General features: G+C 68.3%; 16 protein-coding genes and 1 tRNA gene. 7 read left to right on the top strand and 10 right to left on the bottom strand.

What is annotated here, in order from left to right; all coding sequences use genetic code 11:
- Positions 1 to 7: 7 nt before the first annotated feature.
- From BMY69_RS17680 to BMY69_RS17650, 7 genes are all read left to right on the top strand, one after another.
- Positions 8 to 712 (top strand): TVP38/TMEM64 family protein, encoded by a 705-nt coding sequence (locus BMY69_RS17680; protein ID WP_090180757.1) that lies wholly within the window; start codon positions 8 to 10, stop codon positions 710 to 712.
- Between the two features lie 78 nt (positions 713 to 790).
- Positions 791 to 2,698: an ATP-binding response regulator gene (locus tag BMY69_RS17675; RefSeq protein WP_255364605.1), complete on the top strand. Its 1,908-nt coding sequence runs from the start codon at positions 791 to 793 to the stop codon at positions 2,696 to 2,698.
- 90 nt (positions 2,699 to 2,788) lie between these two features.
- A complete protein-coding gene (locus BMY69_RS17670) occupies positions 2,789 to 3,472 on the top strand; it encodes a LuxR C-terminal-related transcriptional regulator (protein WP_090055173.1) in 684 nt (227 codons plus the stop codon).
- 103 nt (positions 3,473 to 3,575) lie between these two features.
- The gene (phnD, locus tag BMY69_RS17665; protein WP_255364604.1) at positions 3,576 to 4,595 is read left to right on the top strand and encodes a phosphate/phosphite/phosphonate ABC transporter substrate-binding protein; all 1,020 of its coding nucleotides are present in this window, start codon (positions 3,576 to 3,578) and stop codon (positions 4,593 to 4,595) included.
- Positions 4,596 to 4,739: 144 nt separating this feature from the next.
- Positions 4,740 to 6,086, top strand: coding sequence for a sensor histidine kinase (locus BMY69_RS17660; protein WP_143070513.1), 1,347 nt, complete (start codon positions 4,740 to 4,742; stop codon positions 6,084 to 6,086).
- A gap of 79 nt (positions 6,087 to 6,165) precedes the next feature.
- Positions 6,166 to 7,110, top strand: a complete 945-nt coding sequence (locus BMY69_RS17655; RefSeq protein ID WP_090055179.1) for a DedA family protein/thiosulfate sulfurtransferase GlpE — start codon at positions 6,166 to 6,168, stop codon at positions 7,108 to 7,110.
- Between the two features lie 64 nt (positions 7,111 to 7,174).
- Positions 7,175 to 7,250 (top strand) — tRNA-Lys (locus tag BMY69_RS17650).
- Positions 7,251 to 7,320: 70 nt separating this feature from the next.
- Here BMY69_RS17650 and queC read toward each other — a convergent pair.
- The 10 genes from queC to ruvB all read right to left on the bottom strand — a co-directional run bounded on the left by queC (position 7,321) and on the right by ruvB (position 15,321).
- Complete coding sequence (gene queC / locus BMY69_RS17645) at positions 7,321 to 8,004, bottom strand: 7-cyano-7-deazaguanine synthase QueC (protein ID WP_090055181.1); 684 nt, start codon at positions 8,002 to 8,004, stop codon at positions 7,321 to 7,323.
- Positions 8,005 to 8,025: 21 nt separating this feature from the next.
- The gene (gene queE, locus BMY69_RS17640) at positions 8,026 to 8,718 is read right to left on the bottom strand and encodes a 7-carboxy-7-deazaguanine synthase QueE (protein ID WP_090055183.1); all 693 of its coding nucleotides are present in this window, start codon (positions 8,716 to 8,718) and stop codon (positions 8,026 to 8,028) included.
- Between the two features lie 4 nt (positions 8,719 to 8,722).
- On the bottom strand, positions 8,723 to 9,574 hold the full coding sequence (ybgF, locus tag BMY69_RS17635) for a tol-pal system protein YbgF (protein ID WP_177191211.1): 852 nt from the start codon (positions 9,572 to 9,574) through the stop codon (positions 8,723 to 8,725).
- A gap of 3 nt (positions 9,575 to 9,577) precedes the next feature.
- Positions 9,578 to 10,087: a peptidoglycan-associated lipoprotein Pal gene (gene pal / locus BMY69_RS17630; RefSeq protein WP_090055184.1), complete on the bottom strand. Its 510-nt coding sequence runs from the start codon at positions 10,085 to 10,087 to the stop codon at positions 9,578 to 9,580.
- A 243-nt stretch (positions 10,088 to 10,330) separates the two neighbouring features.
- A complete protein-coding gene (gene tolB / locus BMY69_RS17625; RefSeq protein ID WP_254779203.1) occupies positions 10,331 to 11,647 on the bottom strand; it encodes a Tol-Pal system beta propeller repeat protein TolB in 1,317 nt (438 codons plus the stop codon).
- A 125-nt stretch (positions 11,648 to 11,772) separates the two neighbouring features.
- The gene (locus BMY69_RS17620; RefSeq protein ID WP_090055187.1) at positions 11,773 to 12,717 is read right to left on the bottom strand and encodes a cell envelope integrity TolA family protein; all 945 of its coding nucleotides are present in this window, start codon (positions 12,715 to 12,717) and stop codon (positions 11,773 to 11,775) included.
- Entirely contained in the window at positions 12,704 to 13,156 is a 453-nt protein-coding gene (gene tolR, locus BMY69_RS17615; RefSeq protein ID WP_089977708.1) for a protein TolR, read from the bottom strand. Before tolR ends, BMY69_RS17620 begins: the two co-directional genes overlap by 14 nt.
- Positions 13,157 to 13,163: 7 nt before the next feature.
- Positions 13,164 to 13,847: a protein TolQ gene (tolQ, locus tag BMY69_RS17610; RefSeq protein ID WP_090180747.1), complete on the bottom strand. Its 684-nt coding sequence runs from the start codon at positions 13,845 to 13,847 to the stop codon at positions 13,164 to 13,166.
- Positions 13,848 to 13,876: 29 nt separating this feature from the next.
- On the bottom strand, positions 13,877 to 14,284 hold the full coding sequence (gene ybgC / locus BMY69_RS17605) for a tol-pal system-associated acyl-CoA thioesterase (RefSeq protein ID WP_090055190.1): 408 nt from the start codon (positions 14,282 to 14,284) through the stop codon (positions 13,877 to 13,879).
- A complete protein-coding gene (gene ruvB / locus BMY69_RS17600) occupies positions 14,281 to 15,321 on the bottom strand; it encodes a Holliday junction branch migration DNA helicase RuvB (RefSeq protein WP_090055192.1) in 1,041 nt (346 codons plus the stop codon). The genes ybgC and ruvB overlap by 4 nt, the downstream gene beginning before the upstream one ends.
- Positions 15,322 to 15,678 lie beyond the last annotated feature (357 nt).

The following is a 15,678-nucleotide window of genomic DNA, read 5'->3' as shown; positions in this document are numbered from 1 at the left end:
GCGCCCGGTGACCCGCTGGCGCGCCATCCTGCCGCTGTGCCTGCTGCTGGCCGCCGGCGCGGCGCTGCTCGCCGGCGGCGTGCTCGACCGTTTCGACCCGCACCGCCTGCTGGCCGACGAAGGCATGCTCCGCTCGGGCATCGCCGCGAATCCCGTCCTCGCGCGCTTGGCGTACGTGGGTGTGCTGACCCTGGCCATCGCGACGGGCGTGCCCGGCACGATCGTGATCGTGCTCGCGGGTGGCCTGCTCTTCGGCGCCCTGGAAGGCACGGCCCTGTCGTCGGTGGCGCTCGTCCTCGGCTCGCTGCTGCTCTATCTCGCCAGCCGCTATGCGTTCGGCCCGGGCGGCCGCGAACCCCCGGCCTTCGCGCGCAAGCTGCGCGAGGGCTATGCCGCGCACCCCGTCACGTACACCCTCGCGCTGCGCTTCGTCCCCATCGTGCCGCTGGGCGCCATGACCGTGGCGCTGGCCTGGCTGCGCTGTCCCCTCTGGCTCTTCCTCGGCGCCACGTGGCTGGGCGGCACCGTCTCGCTCTTCGTGGAGAGTTCGGTCGGTGCGGGCCTCGCGGCCACGCTCGCCAGCGACGGCCCGGTCACGGCCGGCAGGTTCCTGGACGGCCGCATCCTGCTGCCGCTGGGCGCGTTCGCGGTGCTCACGATCCTGCCCCTGGCCATCCGGACTATCCGTTCACGCCTGCGCCGCGACGACTGACCCACCCGTGTTTCTGCGCTAGGCTAAAGCCTCGCTCGCCGCCCCAAGGCGCCGTGCCGGGGGAACCGAATGCGTGACATGACCGCTCCATGGCTGGAAAAGGTTTGGCGCCGCACGTCGCTCGTGCAGCGCCTGACGTGCGTCGCGCTCGTCCCCACCGCCATCAGCGCGGTCCTGCTGGTGACGCTCCTCACCCGCCACCAGATGGACACCCTGCACGAGATGGGCCGCTCCACCGCGGACGCCATCGCCCAACAGGCGGCCTCGGTGTCGGGCGATGCGCTACGGACGGGCGAGCGCCGCGAGCTCGGGCGCATCGCGCAATCGATCGTGCAGTTGCCGCAGGTATCGCGTGTCCGCATCGCGAACCGCGACGGTGAGATCGTGGCCGACCGGGTCAACGGCTCGGTCGGTGGCGACGACGACAGCCTGACCGTCGCACGCGAGATCCTCGATCCGACGACGCACCGCGCGGTCGGCTCCGTCACCGTGGACGTCAGCGTCGAGGACGCGATCGCGGCGCAACGCGCGAGCGTGCACAACGCGCTGGTGTGGCTCGCGCTCAGCCTGCTGATCGCGGTGATGATCGGCTGGTCGACCGCGCGCTGGCTGAGCGCGCCGCTGCGGAGCCTGGCCATCGCGGTGCGCCAGCTCGGCCTCGGCGACCGCACCGTCGTCGTTCCGGTCACGGACGACACGGAGATCGGCGACCTGCAACGCGGCTTCAACGGCGCCGCCTCCAAGCTGCTGCACGCGCAGATCGGCATGGAGCGCGAGATCGTCGCGGCCACCGAGGAACTGGCCCGCAAGAACGCCGCGCTGGAGGCGGCCAGCGTCGCCAAGGCGCGGTTCCTCGCCGCGGCCTCGCACGACCTGCGCCAGCCGCTCTATGCGCTGACCCTCTTCTCGTCCGGCCTCGCGGTGGACGAATACGATCCGATCCGGCTCAACCGCATCGCCCACATCCAGGAGTGCGTGGAATCCCTCGACCACCTGTTCGGCGAACTGCTCGACCTCTCCCGGCTCGAGACCGGCGCGATGCCGGCGGTGGTGCGCGACGTGCCGCTCGACGAGGTGTTCGAGGAGGTGAGCGTGAACTTCCGCATGGTGGCCGAGCAGCACGATCTGCGCCTGGTCGTGCGCACCACGGGCCTCTGGGTGCGCGCCGACCGCACGATGCTCGCGCGCATCCTGAACAACCTCGTGAGCAACGCGCTGCGCTACACGCGCTGCGGCGGCGTGCTCGTGGGCGCGCGGCGCCGGCTCGACGGCTCCGTCCGGGTCGATGTCTGGGACACCGGCCTCGGCATCGCGAGCGAACACCTGCAGCACATCTTCGACGAGTTCTACCGCGTGGAGAGCGGACCCGAAGCGGGTCGACCGGAGGGCACGCGGCGGGGTCTCGGACTCGGGCTGTCCACAGTGCAGAAGCTGGCCGGCCTGCTCGGCACGCGGGCCAGCGTGCGGTCGAAACCGGGCAAGGGCACGCTGTTCTCGGTCACGTTGCCGGAAACGCAGCCGGGTGTCGGCACGGCCGAGCCGGTGGCCGCGCCCGCACCGTCGCCCGGCATCCCGCGCGACATCGTCGGCATGCGCGTGCTCGTCATCGACGACGAGCCGACCATCCTGGCGGGCATCAGCTATCTGCTGGGCAGCTGGGGCTGCGAGGTGATGACGGCCGAAGACGCACAGCAGGCCATGGAGGCCGTGCATCAGTGGATGCAGCCGCCGGACATCGTGATCTCGGACCTGCGCCTGCGCGAGGGCACCGGCCTCGACGTGCTCGCGCTGCTGGATCGTTACTACCGGCGGCGTCCCGGCGATCCGCCGCCGTTCGCCCGCGTACTCATCACCGGCGAGACGCGCGGCGACTTCCTGCGCAACATCGACCAGGCGACGACGCAGGTGCTGTTCAAGCCCGTCTCACCCGAGCGGCTGCACCAGGTAATGGTTTCGGCGTGGACTGTCCATCATGCGGCCGTCTGAGACCGGATGGCCTGCTTGCCGTGGCGCCCCGGTGGGGCTATGGTCCCGGTCAACGGGGTGGCTCGCGGTCCACGCGGGCGGAGGGAAGGCATGCGTGTCCTGATCGCGGACGATCATCGGCTCATCATCGAAGGCGTGAAGCTCAAGCTTCGCGAGCTGGGCGACGACGTCGTTTTCGTCGAGGCCGAAACCGTGGCGCAGCTGGAACGCGTGCTCGCGACCCAGCCACTTCCCGAGGTGGCGCTGATCGACATGGCCATGCCCGGCGCCGATGGCGTCAAACACATCGAGCATGCCGTGGCGGCGTTGAAGGATCCGGGCGACGACGGCTCGTCGCGCGCGCGGCCGGTCATCGTGCTCTCGGGCACCGAAGACCCCTCGGCCATCCGCCATGTGCTCGATCTCGGCGTCCAGGGCTACATACCGAAGTCGTCGCCTCCCGACGTCATCCTCAACGCCGTGCGGCTCGTCGTCGGCGGCGGCATCTACGTGCCGCCCGAAGCGATGAAATCCGCCTCGGTACCGACGATGGCGCCCGCGTTCGCGTCCAACGGCGACGGACTCACGACGAAGGAGCGCCTGGCCACCGTGCTCACCGAGCGCCAGATCGACGTGCTCAAGCTTCTGGCCAAGGGCCGCCCGAACAAGCTGATCGCCCGCGAGCTCGGCATCAGCGAGGGCACCGTCAAGATTCACCTCGCGGCGATCTTCCGCGCGCTCCACGTGCGCAACCGCCTCGAGGCGCTGGTCGCCGCCCAGCACCTGGGCGACTGACGACCGGCACCGGAACCATACCGCCGGCCCGGATGCGGGTCGGGGGACGCACGGATCGCGAAGTACGCGGACACGACGCGGGGCAGGCGCGATGCGATCAGGCGTGAAAGGTGCGGCGAGGTTGTGGCTGCGCGGCTGGCTTGCCGCGTGGTTCGCCTGCGTGCTGTTCCAGATGCCCGCGATGGGCAGCTCGGCGGGCAGCGTCGATCCCGATGCGCCGCTGACCTTCGGCATCCTCCCCATCGGCGGTCCCGCCGAATCGCTGGACGCGTGGCGGCCGATGCTGGACGACCTGCACAAGGCACTGGGTCGCCCCATCCGAGCCATCTCCGTGACCACCTACGAAGGCATCGCGCAGGCGATCAGCGAGCAGCGCGTCGACATCGCGTTCCTCTCGGGACGCCTCGCGCTCGACGCCGTCACCCGGCAGAACATGCAGGTGATCGGCCGGCTGACCCGCGGCGACGGCTCCCGCGGTTACTACGCCGTGCTGCTTACGGCGACCGATTCGCGCATCCGCAGCGTCGACCAGCTGCTGGCGCGGCCCGGCAAGTGGCGCTTCGCGCGCGGCGAGGCACTCTCCGTTTCGGGCTACCTTGTGCCGGAAACCCAGCTGTTCGCGGCACGCGGACTGGATTCGGACACGTTCTTCGCCAGCGTGCACATCGACAACCACCAGAACAACGCGCTGGCCGTCGCCAACGGCGAGGTGGACGTCGCGACGAACAACTCGGCCGACCTGGAGCGCTTCCGGCAGCACTTCCCGGACCAGTACGCGCGGCTGCACGTGCTGTGGAAATCGTCCTTGATTCCGCACGCGGTGATCGTCATCCGCAACGACCTGCCTCCCGCGCTGCGCGAACAGGTGGCCGCCTTCATCACGGGCTACGGGAAGGGAAAGGACGGTGCGCGCGAAGAGGCGAACCTGAAGCTCATCCACGACATCAGCGGCTTCGCGCCTGCCGGCAACGCGGAGCTCGTGCCTTTCGCCGATATCGAATACGCCCTGGAAAAACGCCGTGCCGAGTCGGCGCAGTGGGTCAGCGACGGCGCGCGCGACGCGCGATTCCGCAAGATCCGCATCGACCACGATGCGCTCATCGCGCGGCTCCGCGACAAGTGATAGACCGAAAGGCATAGGCCGGCAAGGTTAGCTCCCCTTGTCTATCGCGCGACGAACGCGCGTTTCATAGATTCGTCATGAAGCTTCGTGCCAGAAGGCCGCCTCATGACCGCGTCGCCGCCAACGCCAGGAAGGCCAGCATCGTTGCGACGGCAGCTTGTCCTCAAGGGACTGCTGCCGATGGTCGTCGTCGCGCTCGCGCTGTCGATCATGCTCGGTGTGCAGCACATGCGCGCGATCGATGCCGAATCGCAGGCCGTGGCGCGCATCCAGTCCATGCGTATCGGTTCGTCCCTCGAGGGATGGAGCGGCGACGACGCGCTGCGCAACGCGCTCGCCAGCGCGCTCTCGCGCAGCCCGTCGACGCGGCTTGCGATCCTGCACCGCGACGACGCCCCGGGTCTCGTCGTGGACAGCGGCCGCCGTTTCGACGAGGCGCGCGCGCTGCGTCTGCTCGTGAACACCAGCAAGGGCAACCTGGAAACGGTAAGCGACGGCAGCGCGGCACACGAACGTCGCGTCGCCGGGTTGCTCATGACGTTGCTGTTATGCGCCGGCGTCATGATCGTCTTCGCGTTCGCGCGGCGTGCGATCGAGCGGGAGGTGGTCGCGCCCGTGGAGCGCGTCCGCAGCCGCATCGACCGTTTCCTGCATCCGCGCGGCACGCACGTCGCGCCGGACGCCGACGAGTGGCACCAGATCGACGCGCTGCTCGACGAGCTCGTCGAGCTTCGCGCGCGGCACGACGCCGCCCTGGCCGACGCGCTGCGCCAGCGCCTGCAGGACATCGCGCGGCATACGCGCTTCGTGGAACAGGTCGGGGACCACTTCCGACAGCCGCTTCAGGCGCTTTCCCTGTTCGTCGCCGGGATGCAGCCCGGCGAGGACCTGCGCCAGCGCGCGGTGCTCGGGCAGATGCGCAGCAGCCTCACCCGGCTGGGCGAACTGCTGGACGGCCTGCTGGAGATGGCGCGCTTCGACGCCGGGGCCGTGGAACCCGCCACGGTCGACCTCATCGCATCCGATCTCTTCGTGCGCGGTCGCGCGGGCATCGAGGCCGACGCGGCACGCCTCGGCGTGGACGTCCGCTGGCGCGGCGGCCGCCTGCCGATCCGGACCGATCCCGCGTTGTTCGGCGAACTGCTCCATCGACTGGTCGCCAACGCGGTGCTGAGCACGCCGCACGGCCGCGTGCTGGTGGCGCTCCGCCGGCGCGGCGACGCGATCCGGCTCGAGGTGCGCGACAACGGCATGGGTCTCGAGCCCGGCCTGGAAACGCGCGTGTTCGAAGAGTTCACCCGACTCCCCGGCCATCCCGGATACGGGCTGGGACTGGCCGTAGCGCGGCGCATCGCCGACACGCTCGGCGGTCGCATCGGGGTGCGCTCGAGCCCCGGGCGCGGCAGCCTGTTCTGGGCGGAATTCGATGCCATGGCGATCGGCGCGTCCGCCCGCACGGCCGCCGCGTTGAGCCGACATCCGGCGATCTGACCGGCCTCTGTCCGTCGACCGCGGACCGGCGTATCGTTCGCGGATTGCTACCTGAAGAACCTTTTCGAGGAACGCGGGCGTGGCGAGCATCAACTGGTCGGACACCGCGCCCATCGTGGCGTTCGTCGGCGTGTTCGCGGGCGCCGTCGGGCTGCCCGTGCCCGCGATGCCGACGCTCATCGTCGTCGGCAGCACGCTGGTCGCCGCGCGCGACCCGCTGCTCATCATCGGCACGTTCGTCGCCGCCCTCGCCGGCGCGTTCCTCGGCGACGCCGCCTGGTTCCTGACCGGCCGTCGCTTCGGTTACCGCGTGCTGGACGGGCTCTGCCGCATCTCGCTCTCGCCGGACACCTGCGTGCGCCGCGCGAGCGGCTTCTTCGAGAAGCGCGGCGTCAAGCTCCTGCTGGTGTCGCGCTTCATCCCGGGCCTGTCGCTGGTCGCCATTCCGATCGCGGGCGCCAGCGACACGCGGTTCTCGCGCTTCACCGTCTACGACCTGCTCGGCGCGGCGTTGTGGATTTCCGTGGGCCTGTCCGCCGGCATGCTGTTCTACCGGCAGATCGACGCGGTGCTCGCGATCCTGCGCCAGTTCGGCATCGGCCTCGCGGCCGCGGGGCTGATCGCGCTGGCGCTGTGGATCGTGTTCCGCTACGTGCGCCGCACGGTGCTGATCATGCGCCTGCGCAAGACGCGGATCTCGGTGGACGAACTGTCGATGCTGCTCGCCAGCGAGCCCGGCGCGCTGATCGTCGACGTGCGCTCGGCGATGAGCCGGCGCGACGACCCGTTCGTCATCCCCGGATCGAAGCTGTTCGATCTCGCGACCGCGGACGTCGAACTGGCCACCCTGCCCCGTCACAGCTCCGTAGTCATCTACTGCTCGTGCCCCAACGAAGTCTCGGCGGCCAAGGTCGCCGAGCGACTGAGCAAGCTTGGATTCGCCAACGTGCGCCCCCTCACGGGTGGTCTAGGCGCGTGGCGCGAAGCGGGCGGCGATGTCGAGGCGATCGTCGTCGCCACCTGAACGCGGCACCCGCTCGGGTTGTGCCGTCGGCCGCCGCCTCGTAAACTTGCCGGTTCCCGCGTGTGGGTCGTTAGCTCAGTTGGTAGAGCAGCGGACTTTTAATCCGTAGGTCGCCGGTTCGAATCCGGCACGACCCACCATTCGCTTCTTGCGCGCCATGCGCTCCCGATACGTCATACCGGCGCACGCCGGTATCCACGGCGAGACGAATCACACGTAACGCGTCGGATCCGGCACACCGGCCTTGGCGAAGCCTTCGGCGCGCAGGCGACAGGCGTCGCAGTGTCCGCAGGCGCGGCCCTGTGCATCGGCCTGGTAGCAGCTCACGGTTTCCGCGAAATCCACACCGAGACGCATGCCCTCGCGCACGATGTCGCCCTTGCCCATCTGCATCAGGGGTGCGTGGATGCGGATGCCGGCGCCTTCGACGCCCGCCTTCGTCGCGACGTTCGCCAGCGCCTCGAAGGCCTCGATGAACGCGGGACGGCAATCGGGATAACCGGAGTAGTCGACGGCGTTGACGCCGCAGAAGATGTCCGTCGACCCGAGCACTTCGGCCCAGCCCAGCGCGATCGACAGCATGATCGTGTTGCGGGCGGGTACGTAGGTGACGGGGATGCCGTCGCCGCCTTCCTCCGGCACATCGATGTCCGCCGTGAGCGCCGAGCCGCCGATACTGCGCAGGTCGACGTGCACGGTCTTGTGCACGACCGCGCCAAGCAGGTTCGACACGCGCTCCGACGCTTCGAGCTCGGAACTGTGGCGCTGCCCGTAGGCGACGCTCAGCGCATACACCTCGAAGCCCTGCTCGCGGGCCATCGCGATCGTGACCGCGGAATCCATGCCGCCGGACACCAGGATCACGGCCTTGCGGGGAGCGTTCGGAGCATTCATGACGTCGTTACCTGATTCGAATCAGTGGCCCGCGGCGTCGTTCCACAGCAGCTTGTGCAGCTGCAACTGAAAACGTACCGGCAGGCGTTCGGCGAGGATCCATTCGGCGAGTTCGCGCGGTTGGACCTTCGACCACACGGGAGAAAACAGCACCATCACCTTGCGGTCGAGCGCGTGCTCGGCCACGACGTCGCGCGACCATTCGAAGTCGGCGCGGCTGGCGATCACGAACTTCACCTGGTCGTGCGGCAGCAGGTGGTCGAGGTTCGCCCAGCGATTGCGGGCGCTCTCGCCGGAATCCGGCGCCTTGAGGTCCATCACCTTGCGCACGCGCGGGTCGACGGCGGAGACGTCGAGGGCGCCCGAGGTTTCGAGCGATACCTCGTACCCGGCATCGCACAGCTTGCGCAGCAGGATCAGGCAGCGCTTCTGTGACAGCGGCTCGCCGCCGGTCACGCAGACGTGCCGCGCGCCGTGGCTGGCGACCTCGGCGAGGATCGCGTCGATGTCGTGCCACTGGCCACCGTGGAACGAATACTCGGTATCGCACCACACGCAGCGCAGCGGGCAGCCAGTGAGGCGGACGAAGACCGTGGGCCAGCCGATCGCGTCGGCCTCGCCCTGCACGGAGTGGAAGATTTCGGTGATGCGCAGGCGTTCCGCGACGGGCGATGCCGGCGAGACGTCCGCCGGAGTTGCGGTGTTGCCCGTCATGACGTCAGTTGGCCGTCTGGCGCTGCAGGCGGCGCAGGCGTTCCTGTGCGAGACCCGCGGCCTTGGTGCCCGGATACTTGGTGGTGACCTGCTTCAGGGTCGCCACGGCGGCGTCCTGCTGCTTCAGTTCGATCTGGCAGTAGCCCACCTTGAGCAGGCCGTCGGAGACCTTGTCGCTCTGCGGGTACTGCTTGACGAGGCGCTGAAACGCTTCGATCGCGACCGGGTAGTTCATGGTCACGTAGTACGACTCGCCCAGCCAGTAATAGGCGTTGGGCGCGAGCGGGCTGTCCGGGTACTTCACGAGGAAGTCGCGGAAACCGCGCGAGGCCGTGACGTAATCGCCGGCGCGCAGCGACTTGAACGCCGCGTCGTAGGCGGCCTGCTGGTCGGCGCTGGCGGGCTGCGACGGCGCGCTCTGGGGCGCCGCGGCGGAAGCCTGCGTGGCCTGCGCGGCCGGGGTGGCGGCAACGGCCGCCGGAGGCGGAGCCGACGGCGTCGTGGCCGAAGGCGCGGGCTGCGCGGAGGCGGCACCGCCCTTTTCGAGACGACCCAGGCGCGAATCGAGATCCGCGTACTGCGCCTTCTGGGAATCCTGGAGTTGCTGGTTCTGGTGCTGGAGCTCTTCGATCTGCCCCTGCAGCTGCGACACCTGCTGCTGGAGATCGTTGACCTGGTTGACCAGCGACGTCGTGCCGGCCTGCGCCTGCGACTGCTGCTCGAGCCGCGACACGCGGTCGGCGAGGCTGAGGCGGGAGTCCTGCGCATGGGCCACGACGGCAAAAAGCGTGGCGGACGCGAATGCGCCCGCCACGCCAAGCCTGGCCATGTAACTGGTAGCCAGTGTCTTCTTCATTACTTACTTCGCGGTGTAGACGATCTCAACGCGACGGTTCTTGGCCCAGCAGTCTTCGTTGTGCTCGCGGCACACCGGCTTTTCCTTGCCATAGCTGGTCACGTTGACCTGGGCAGCCGAACCGCCAGCGGCCTGGAGGGCGCTGGAGACGGCATTGCCACGGCGCTCGCCGAGGCCCAGGTTGTACTCGCGCGTGCCGCGCTCGTCGGTGTTGCCCTCGAGGGTCATCGCCGACTGCGGACGGTCCTGCAGGTACTTGGCGTGGCAAGCGATGATCTGCTGGAACTCCGGCTTGACGTCGTTCTTGTCGAAGTCGAAGTAGACGACGCGCTGACGCAGGCAAGCGTCGGTGTCGAGATCGGACGGCTGGTACTTGCCATCGCTGGTCGGGGCCTGGGTCTGGGCGACCGGCTGCTGCTCCGGCATCGGAGCCGGCTTGGTGTTCTTCTTGGAGCACGCGGCCGCGCCAACGCAGAGCAGGGCAGCCAGGGTGACGGTAACGGTCTTATTCATGGGACGTTCCTTCAACAGTTGAGTTCCGACAGTCGGTTTTCGTTTCGGGACAGGCACCGCCGGTTGTCCGGCTGTTTTTCTACTTACATCTACGCCGACGGGTGCTGTCCCGCACCCGTCGTCTTTCGTACCGACGGCCGCCCATGGGGCGACCGCCGATGGAACTCCGTCCGCAGAAAAGGCGCGGCCACGCCGCGCCCCTCCCTGGACTTTGCTTATGTCGCCGCCCGCGAGGGCGCGCCATCAGCGCTGTCGATAGGGTCCCCAGGACGGTTCGCGCACGTCGCCGTCCGAGAGGACGAGACGCTGGCGCACCAGACCGTCTGCCGAAACCGCATACAGGACGCCTCGCGTACCCTGCGACGCCGCATAGAGCAGCATGCTGGCATTGGGCGCGAAGCTGGGCGAATCGTCCACGTTACCCGGGGAAACGAAGCGCACCTGCCCACCCAGACTACGGTCCATGATGGCGATACGATACACGTTCCCGTTGCCCTGCACCATCGCAATCTGCTTGCCGTCGTAGCTCACCGACGCGCTGGCGTTGAAGCCGCCCTGGAAGGTCAGGCGCTGGGCCGCGCCACCCGATGCGGACATCTGGTAGAGCTGCGGCTTACCCGAGCGATCGGAGGTGAAGATGATGCTCTGGCCGTCCGGGGTGAAGGTCGGTTCGGTGTCGATCGCGAAGTTGTTGGTCAGGCGGGTTTCGGCGCGGCTGCCCACGTCGATCACGAAGATCTCGGGGTTGCCGACGTACGACAGGCTCACGGCGAGCTTGCTGCCGTCCGGCGACCAGGCCGGGGCGCTGTTGATGCCGCGCGGGTGCGAGGCGATCAGGCTGCGCGAACCGGTGTTGATGTTCTGCACGTAGACCGCCGAGTTGCCGCTCTCGAACGAGACGTAGGCGATCTTGCTGCCGTCGGGCGACCAGGCCGGACCCAGCAGCGACTCGCGCGAGCGGGCCACGACCTGCGGGTTGAAGCCATCGGAGTCGGCCACGATGAGCGAATAGGTGGTGTTGTTGCCGACGCCGACCGCGGTGATGTACGCGATGCGGGTCCAGAACGCGCCACGGACGCCGGTGATCTTTTCGTAGATCTGGTCGGCGATCTGGTGCGCGACGCCACGCAGGTCGCCCGCCGGGGCTGTGAACGACTGCGCCAGCAGGCTCTGCTGCTTGTTCACGTCCCACAGCTCGTAGTCGACCTTGAGCATGCCGCCGCCGGCGTCGCTGATGCGGCCGATGGTGAGGAAATCCTGCTTGAGCAGACGCCAGGTGGCGAACTTGATGTCCGAGCCCTGCGACGGGGTCTCGACGATGTCGGCCTTGTCGAGCGAGCGGAACTTGCCCGAGCGGTTGAAGTCGTTGCGGATGACGTCCGCGACGTCGGTCGGCAGCGGCGCGCCGCCGGCCTGGGCGAACGGAACGACCGCGATCGGGGTCGCCGTCTTCAGGCCGCCGACGATGTCCACGTTGAGCGACTGGGCGGCGGCGGGGCCGGCCACGAAGCCGGTCAGCGCGACGACGAGGATGGCGAGTCGGGAAAGCATTCTGCGCATGGGCTGGTTCATTGCGACCTGGAGATGTGGGACGGCGGCGAAATGTTAGCGCGACGGTCGCTTCGTGCGTGACCGGTCTATGAACCGCCCCGCCCCGGCATGAGCCCGGGGCGGGACGCGCACCATCATTGCGGCCTGAACGTGAAGGTGAGGTTGCGCTGGAAGACGTCCTCGAAGCCCTGGTAGGGCAACGGCTGGGCTCGCAGCACGGCGTTTTCGATCGACGCCCGGCCGGCGGCATCGTACGGGCAGCTGGAGTCGACCTTGGCGCTCAGCACCTGGCCGCCCGGCACCTGGACGATGTGCACCTGGCAGGAGGCGTTGGGCATGTTGTCCGGACGCAGCCAGTTGCTCGTCACCGAGTTCTGGATGGCGGCCAGGTACTGGCCCAGCTTGCCGGTGTCGCGACCGTTGGTGCCCGACTGCTTCTGGTCGGCCGGCGGCAGGTCCGGCAGGCCGTCGTCCTTCGCGTTCTGCAGGTCCTTCAATTGCTGCTCGGCCTGCTTCTTCGTGGTGTCGGCCTTCTTGGTCTGCGCCTTCGCCGCGTCGAGCTGCTTGAAGATGTCGTCGATTTCCTTCTGCTTCTCTTTCTTCTTCTGCTCCGCCTGGGCGTCGAGCTCGGCCTGGCGCTGGCGCTGCTTCTCTTCCTGCAGGCGCTTGGCGTCCTCGGCCTTCTGGACCGCGTCGTCGACGACTTCTTCCTGGTCCTTGAGGTCCGGCTGCTTCGGCGGCGGCGGCAGGGTCTCGACCTTCGGCTTCTCGGGCTGCGGCGGAGGCGGCGTCGGCACCACGGGCGGCGGCGGCGTGGTGTCCGGCGTCGGCTTGACCTTGGTCGCCTTCGGCGGCGGGCTGCCGGTCGGGCCCACGAGCGTGGCTTCGATGATCTGGCCGGGAAGTTCGAGCGGCGCGGGACACTTCAGCGGATTCCACTCCGCCGGCAGGCCGAGCGCTTCTGCCCACTTCTCGTAATCCGAGCACGGGATGACGGCGAGGCCCAGGAAGGCCACGATCGCGACGTGCAGGAGCGCGGCGAGGACGACCGCGCGGGGCGTGCCGTTACGGTTTTCCATTCTGCGCGCCCGACTCCGGCTGGCTCATCAGGCCGATCTTGGAGACGCCCGCTTCCTGGAGGATCGGGAGGATCGAATAGACCTTGCCGTAGCCGACGCGCTGGTCGCCCGCCACGAGCACCTGGAGCTCCGGGTTGGCGTTGTGGAACGCCGTGATCTTCGTCCTGAACTCGTCCGCGCTCACCGGCTCGCGCTTGGCGCCATTGGCGGTGAGGTAGATCTGGCCCGCCTCGTCGACGGACACGACGACGGGGTCTTTCTTGTCCTGGAGGGACTTGGCCTTGGTCTGCGGCAGCTGGATGTCGACGCCGAGGTTCATCATGGGCGTGGTGACCATGAAGATGATCAGCAGCACGAGCATCACGTCGATGTACGGCACGACGTTGATCTCGGACTTCAGCTTCCGCTTGTGCCGGCGGTAGACGTTACGCGTGGCCATGTGGGGCTCAGGCCACTTCGTCGGAGTGGATCTGGCGCTGCAGGACCGAGGAGAACTCTTCCTGGAACACCTCGTAGCGCGACGCGATGCGCTCGACCTTGTTGGCGTAGCGGTTGTACGCCCAGACGGCCGGAATGGCGGCGAACAGACCCATGGCCGTGGCGATCAGCGCCTCGGAGATGTGCGGGGCCACGACCGAGATCGTCACGTCCTTCATCTCGCCCAGGCCCTGGAAAGCGCCCATGATGCCCCAGACCGTACCGAACAGACCGACGTACGGGCTGATCGAACCAACGTTGGCGAGGAATTCGAGGTTCTGCTCGAGCTTGCCGATCTCGCGGGTGCCGGCCACGCGCATGGCGCGCTCGGAGCCCTCGATGACGCGGTTGGCGTCGGTCACGCGGCGCTGGCGCTGGCGCGCGAACTCGCGGAAGCCGGCCTCGAACACGTTCTCGATGCCGTGCTGGCCCTCGCGGTTGCCCACTTCCCGGAACAGGGCGGCCAGGTCGGCGCCCGACCAGAAGCGGTCCTCGAAGGTCTCGGCGTTGTCGTGGGCCGTCTTCAGCTGGCTGTACTTGCGGATGATGATCACCCACGACAGGAACGAGAACACCAGCAGGAGGAGCATCACCAGTTGTACCGGCAGGCTCGCTTCCGCGACCAGCTTGAAAATGTTCAGTCCACCGTTCATCGCTTGCAGGCTCTCCGCCGGGTATCTGGCTATCGGGTAAAGGAAAAATCTTCTGGGAACAGATCCGCGGGGATCTGGGCCGGGCGCATCGTATCGAGGTTCACACAGGCCGCGCGCACCGTGGCGCGCACCAGCGATTCGTCCCCTCGCACGATCTCCTGATCGAACAGCATACTGGCTGAACGGCGTTCTTTGACGACCACGCTGACCTGAAGTTCATCATCCAGACGGGCCGGCCGCAGGAAATCGAGGTGCATGTCGCGCACCACGAAGCCCAGGCCGGTCGTCCGCCGCAGCGCCAGCTGGTCGATGCCCTGCGCCCGCAGCCACTCCGTCCTGGCGCGCTCCATGAAGCGCACGTAGTTGGCGTGGTAGACCACCCCACCCGCGTCGGTGTCTTCCCAGTAGATGCGCACGGGCCAGCGGAAGACGCTCATGCCTCGTCCGAAAACAGGTCCGGGGTGGCGTTCTGGCGCGGCGGCGGATTGAGCCCCAGGTGGCGCCAGGCCTTGGCCGACGCCATGCGGCCGCGAGCGGTCCGGATCAGGTACCCCTGCTGGATCAGGTAGGGCTCCACGACGTCCTCGAGCGTGCCGCGGTCCTCGCTGAGCGCGGCGGCGAGCGATTCCACGCCCACCGGGCCACCGTCGAAATTGCGGATGATCGTGCCGAGCAGGCGGCGGTCCAGGTCGTCGAAACCCTCGGCATCCACCTTGAGCATGTCGGTTGCCGCGCGCGCCAGTTCATGCGTGATGCGGCCGTCGCCCCGGACCTCGGCGAAGTCCCGCACGCGGCGCAGCAGGCGGTTGGCGATACGCGGGGTGCCGCGCGAGCGGCGGGCGATTTCCACCGCCCCTTCGAGCTCGCATTCGATGCCGAAGATGCGCGCCGCGCGGCGGACGATCGCCGTCAGCTCGTCCACGCTGTAGAACTCCAGCCGCTGGATGATGCCGAAGCGGTCGCGCAGCGGGCCCGTGAGCAGCCCGGCTCGCGTGGTCGCGCCGATCAGCGTGAAGGGCGGCAGGTCCAGCTTGATCGAGCGGGCCGCGGGGCCCTCGCCGATCATGATGTCGATCTGGAAGTCTTCCATCGCCGGGTAGAGCACTTCCTCCACCACGGGCGAAAGGCGGTGGATCTCGTCGACGAAGAGGACGTCGTTGGCCTCGAGGTTCGTCAGCAGCGCGGCGAGATCGCCGGCGCGCTCGAGCACCGGGCCCGACGTGGAGCGGACGCTCACCCCGAGCTCGTTGGCGATCACGTGGGAAAGCGTCGTCTTGCCGAGGCCGGGCGGCCCGAAGATCAGCGTATGGTCCAGCGCCCCGCCGCGACGGCGGGCGGCCTCGATATAGATGGCCATCTGCTCGCGCACCGTCCGCTGCCCGAGGTACTCGGCCAGCCTCTTCGGACGGATGCTCGCTTCCAGCGCCTCGTCGTCCATGGCGGCGGCGGAAGAAATGATGCGGTGCTCGGACATGCGCGCATTATGGCAGGTCTGCGGCCCGGGACGCGGCCGTCCCGCCCCGTGGTCACCGAATGACCAGCACAACGCAAGTCGTTGACGCCCAAGTGCGAAGCGGACTTGTCCACACGGTTATGCAAGGCGTATCCACACCGCGTGTGGATAACCGCTCGCGACGTCCTTTCCGCCTGGCGCCACAGGGCCTGAAGCGCACGGCCTCAAAACATGTCGCGCGCAGGGCGCGCTCCTACGCCGCGCACCGACGTTGCTCAAGAAATGACCAGCACAACGCAAGCCGTTGACGCCCAAGCGCGAAGCGGACTTGTCCACACGGTTATGCAGGGCGTATCCACACGACATGTGGATAACGCG

The organism is Luteibacter sp. UNC138MFCol5.1, from assembly GCF_900110505.1.
Lineage (GTDB): Bacteria > Pseudomonadota > Gammaproteobacteria > Xanthomonadales > Rhodanobacteraceae > Luteibacter.
This window is presented reverse-complemented; position numbering and strand designations above follow the sequence as displayed.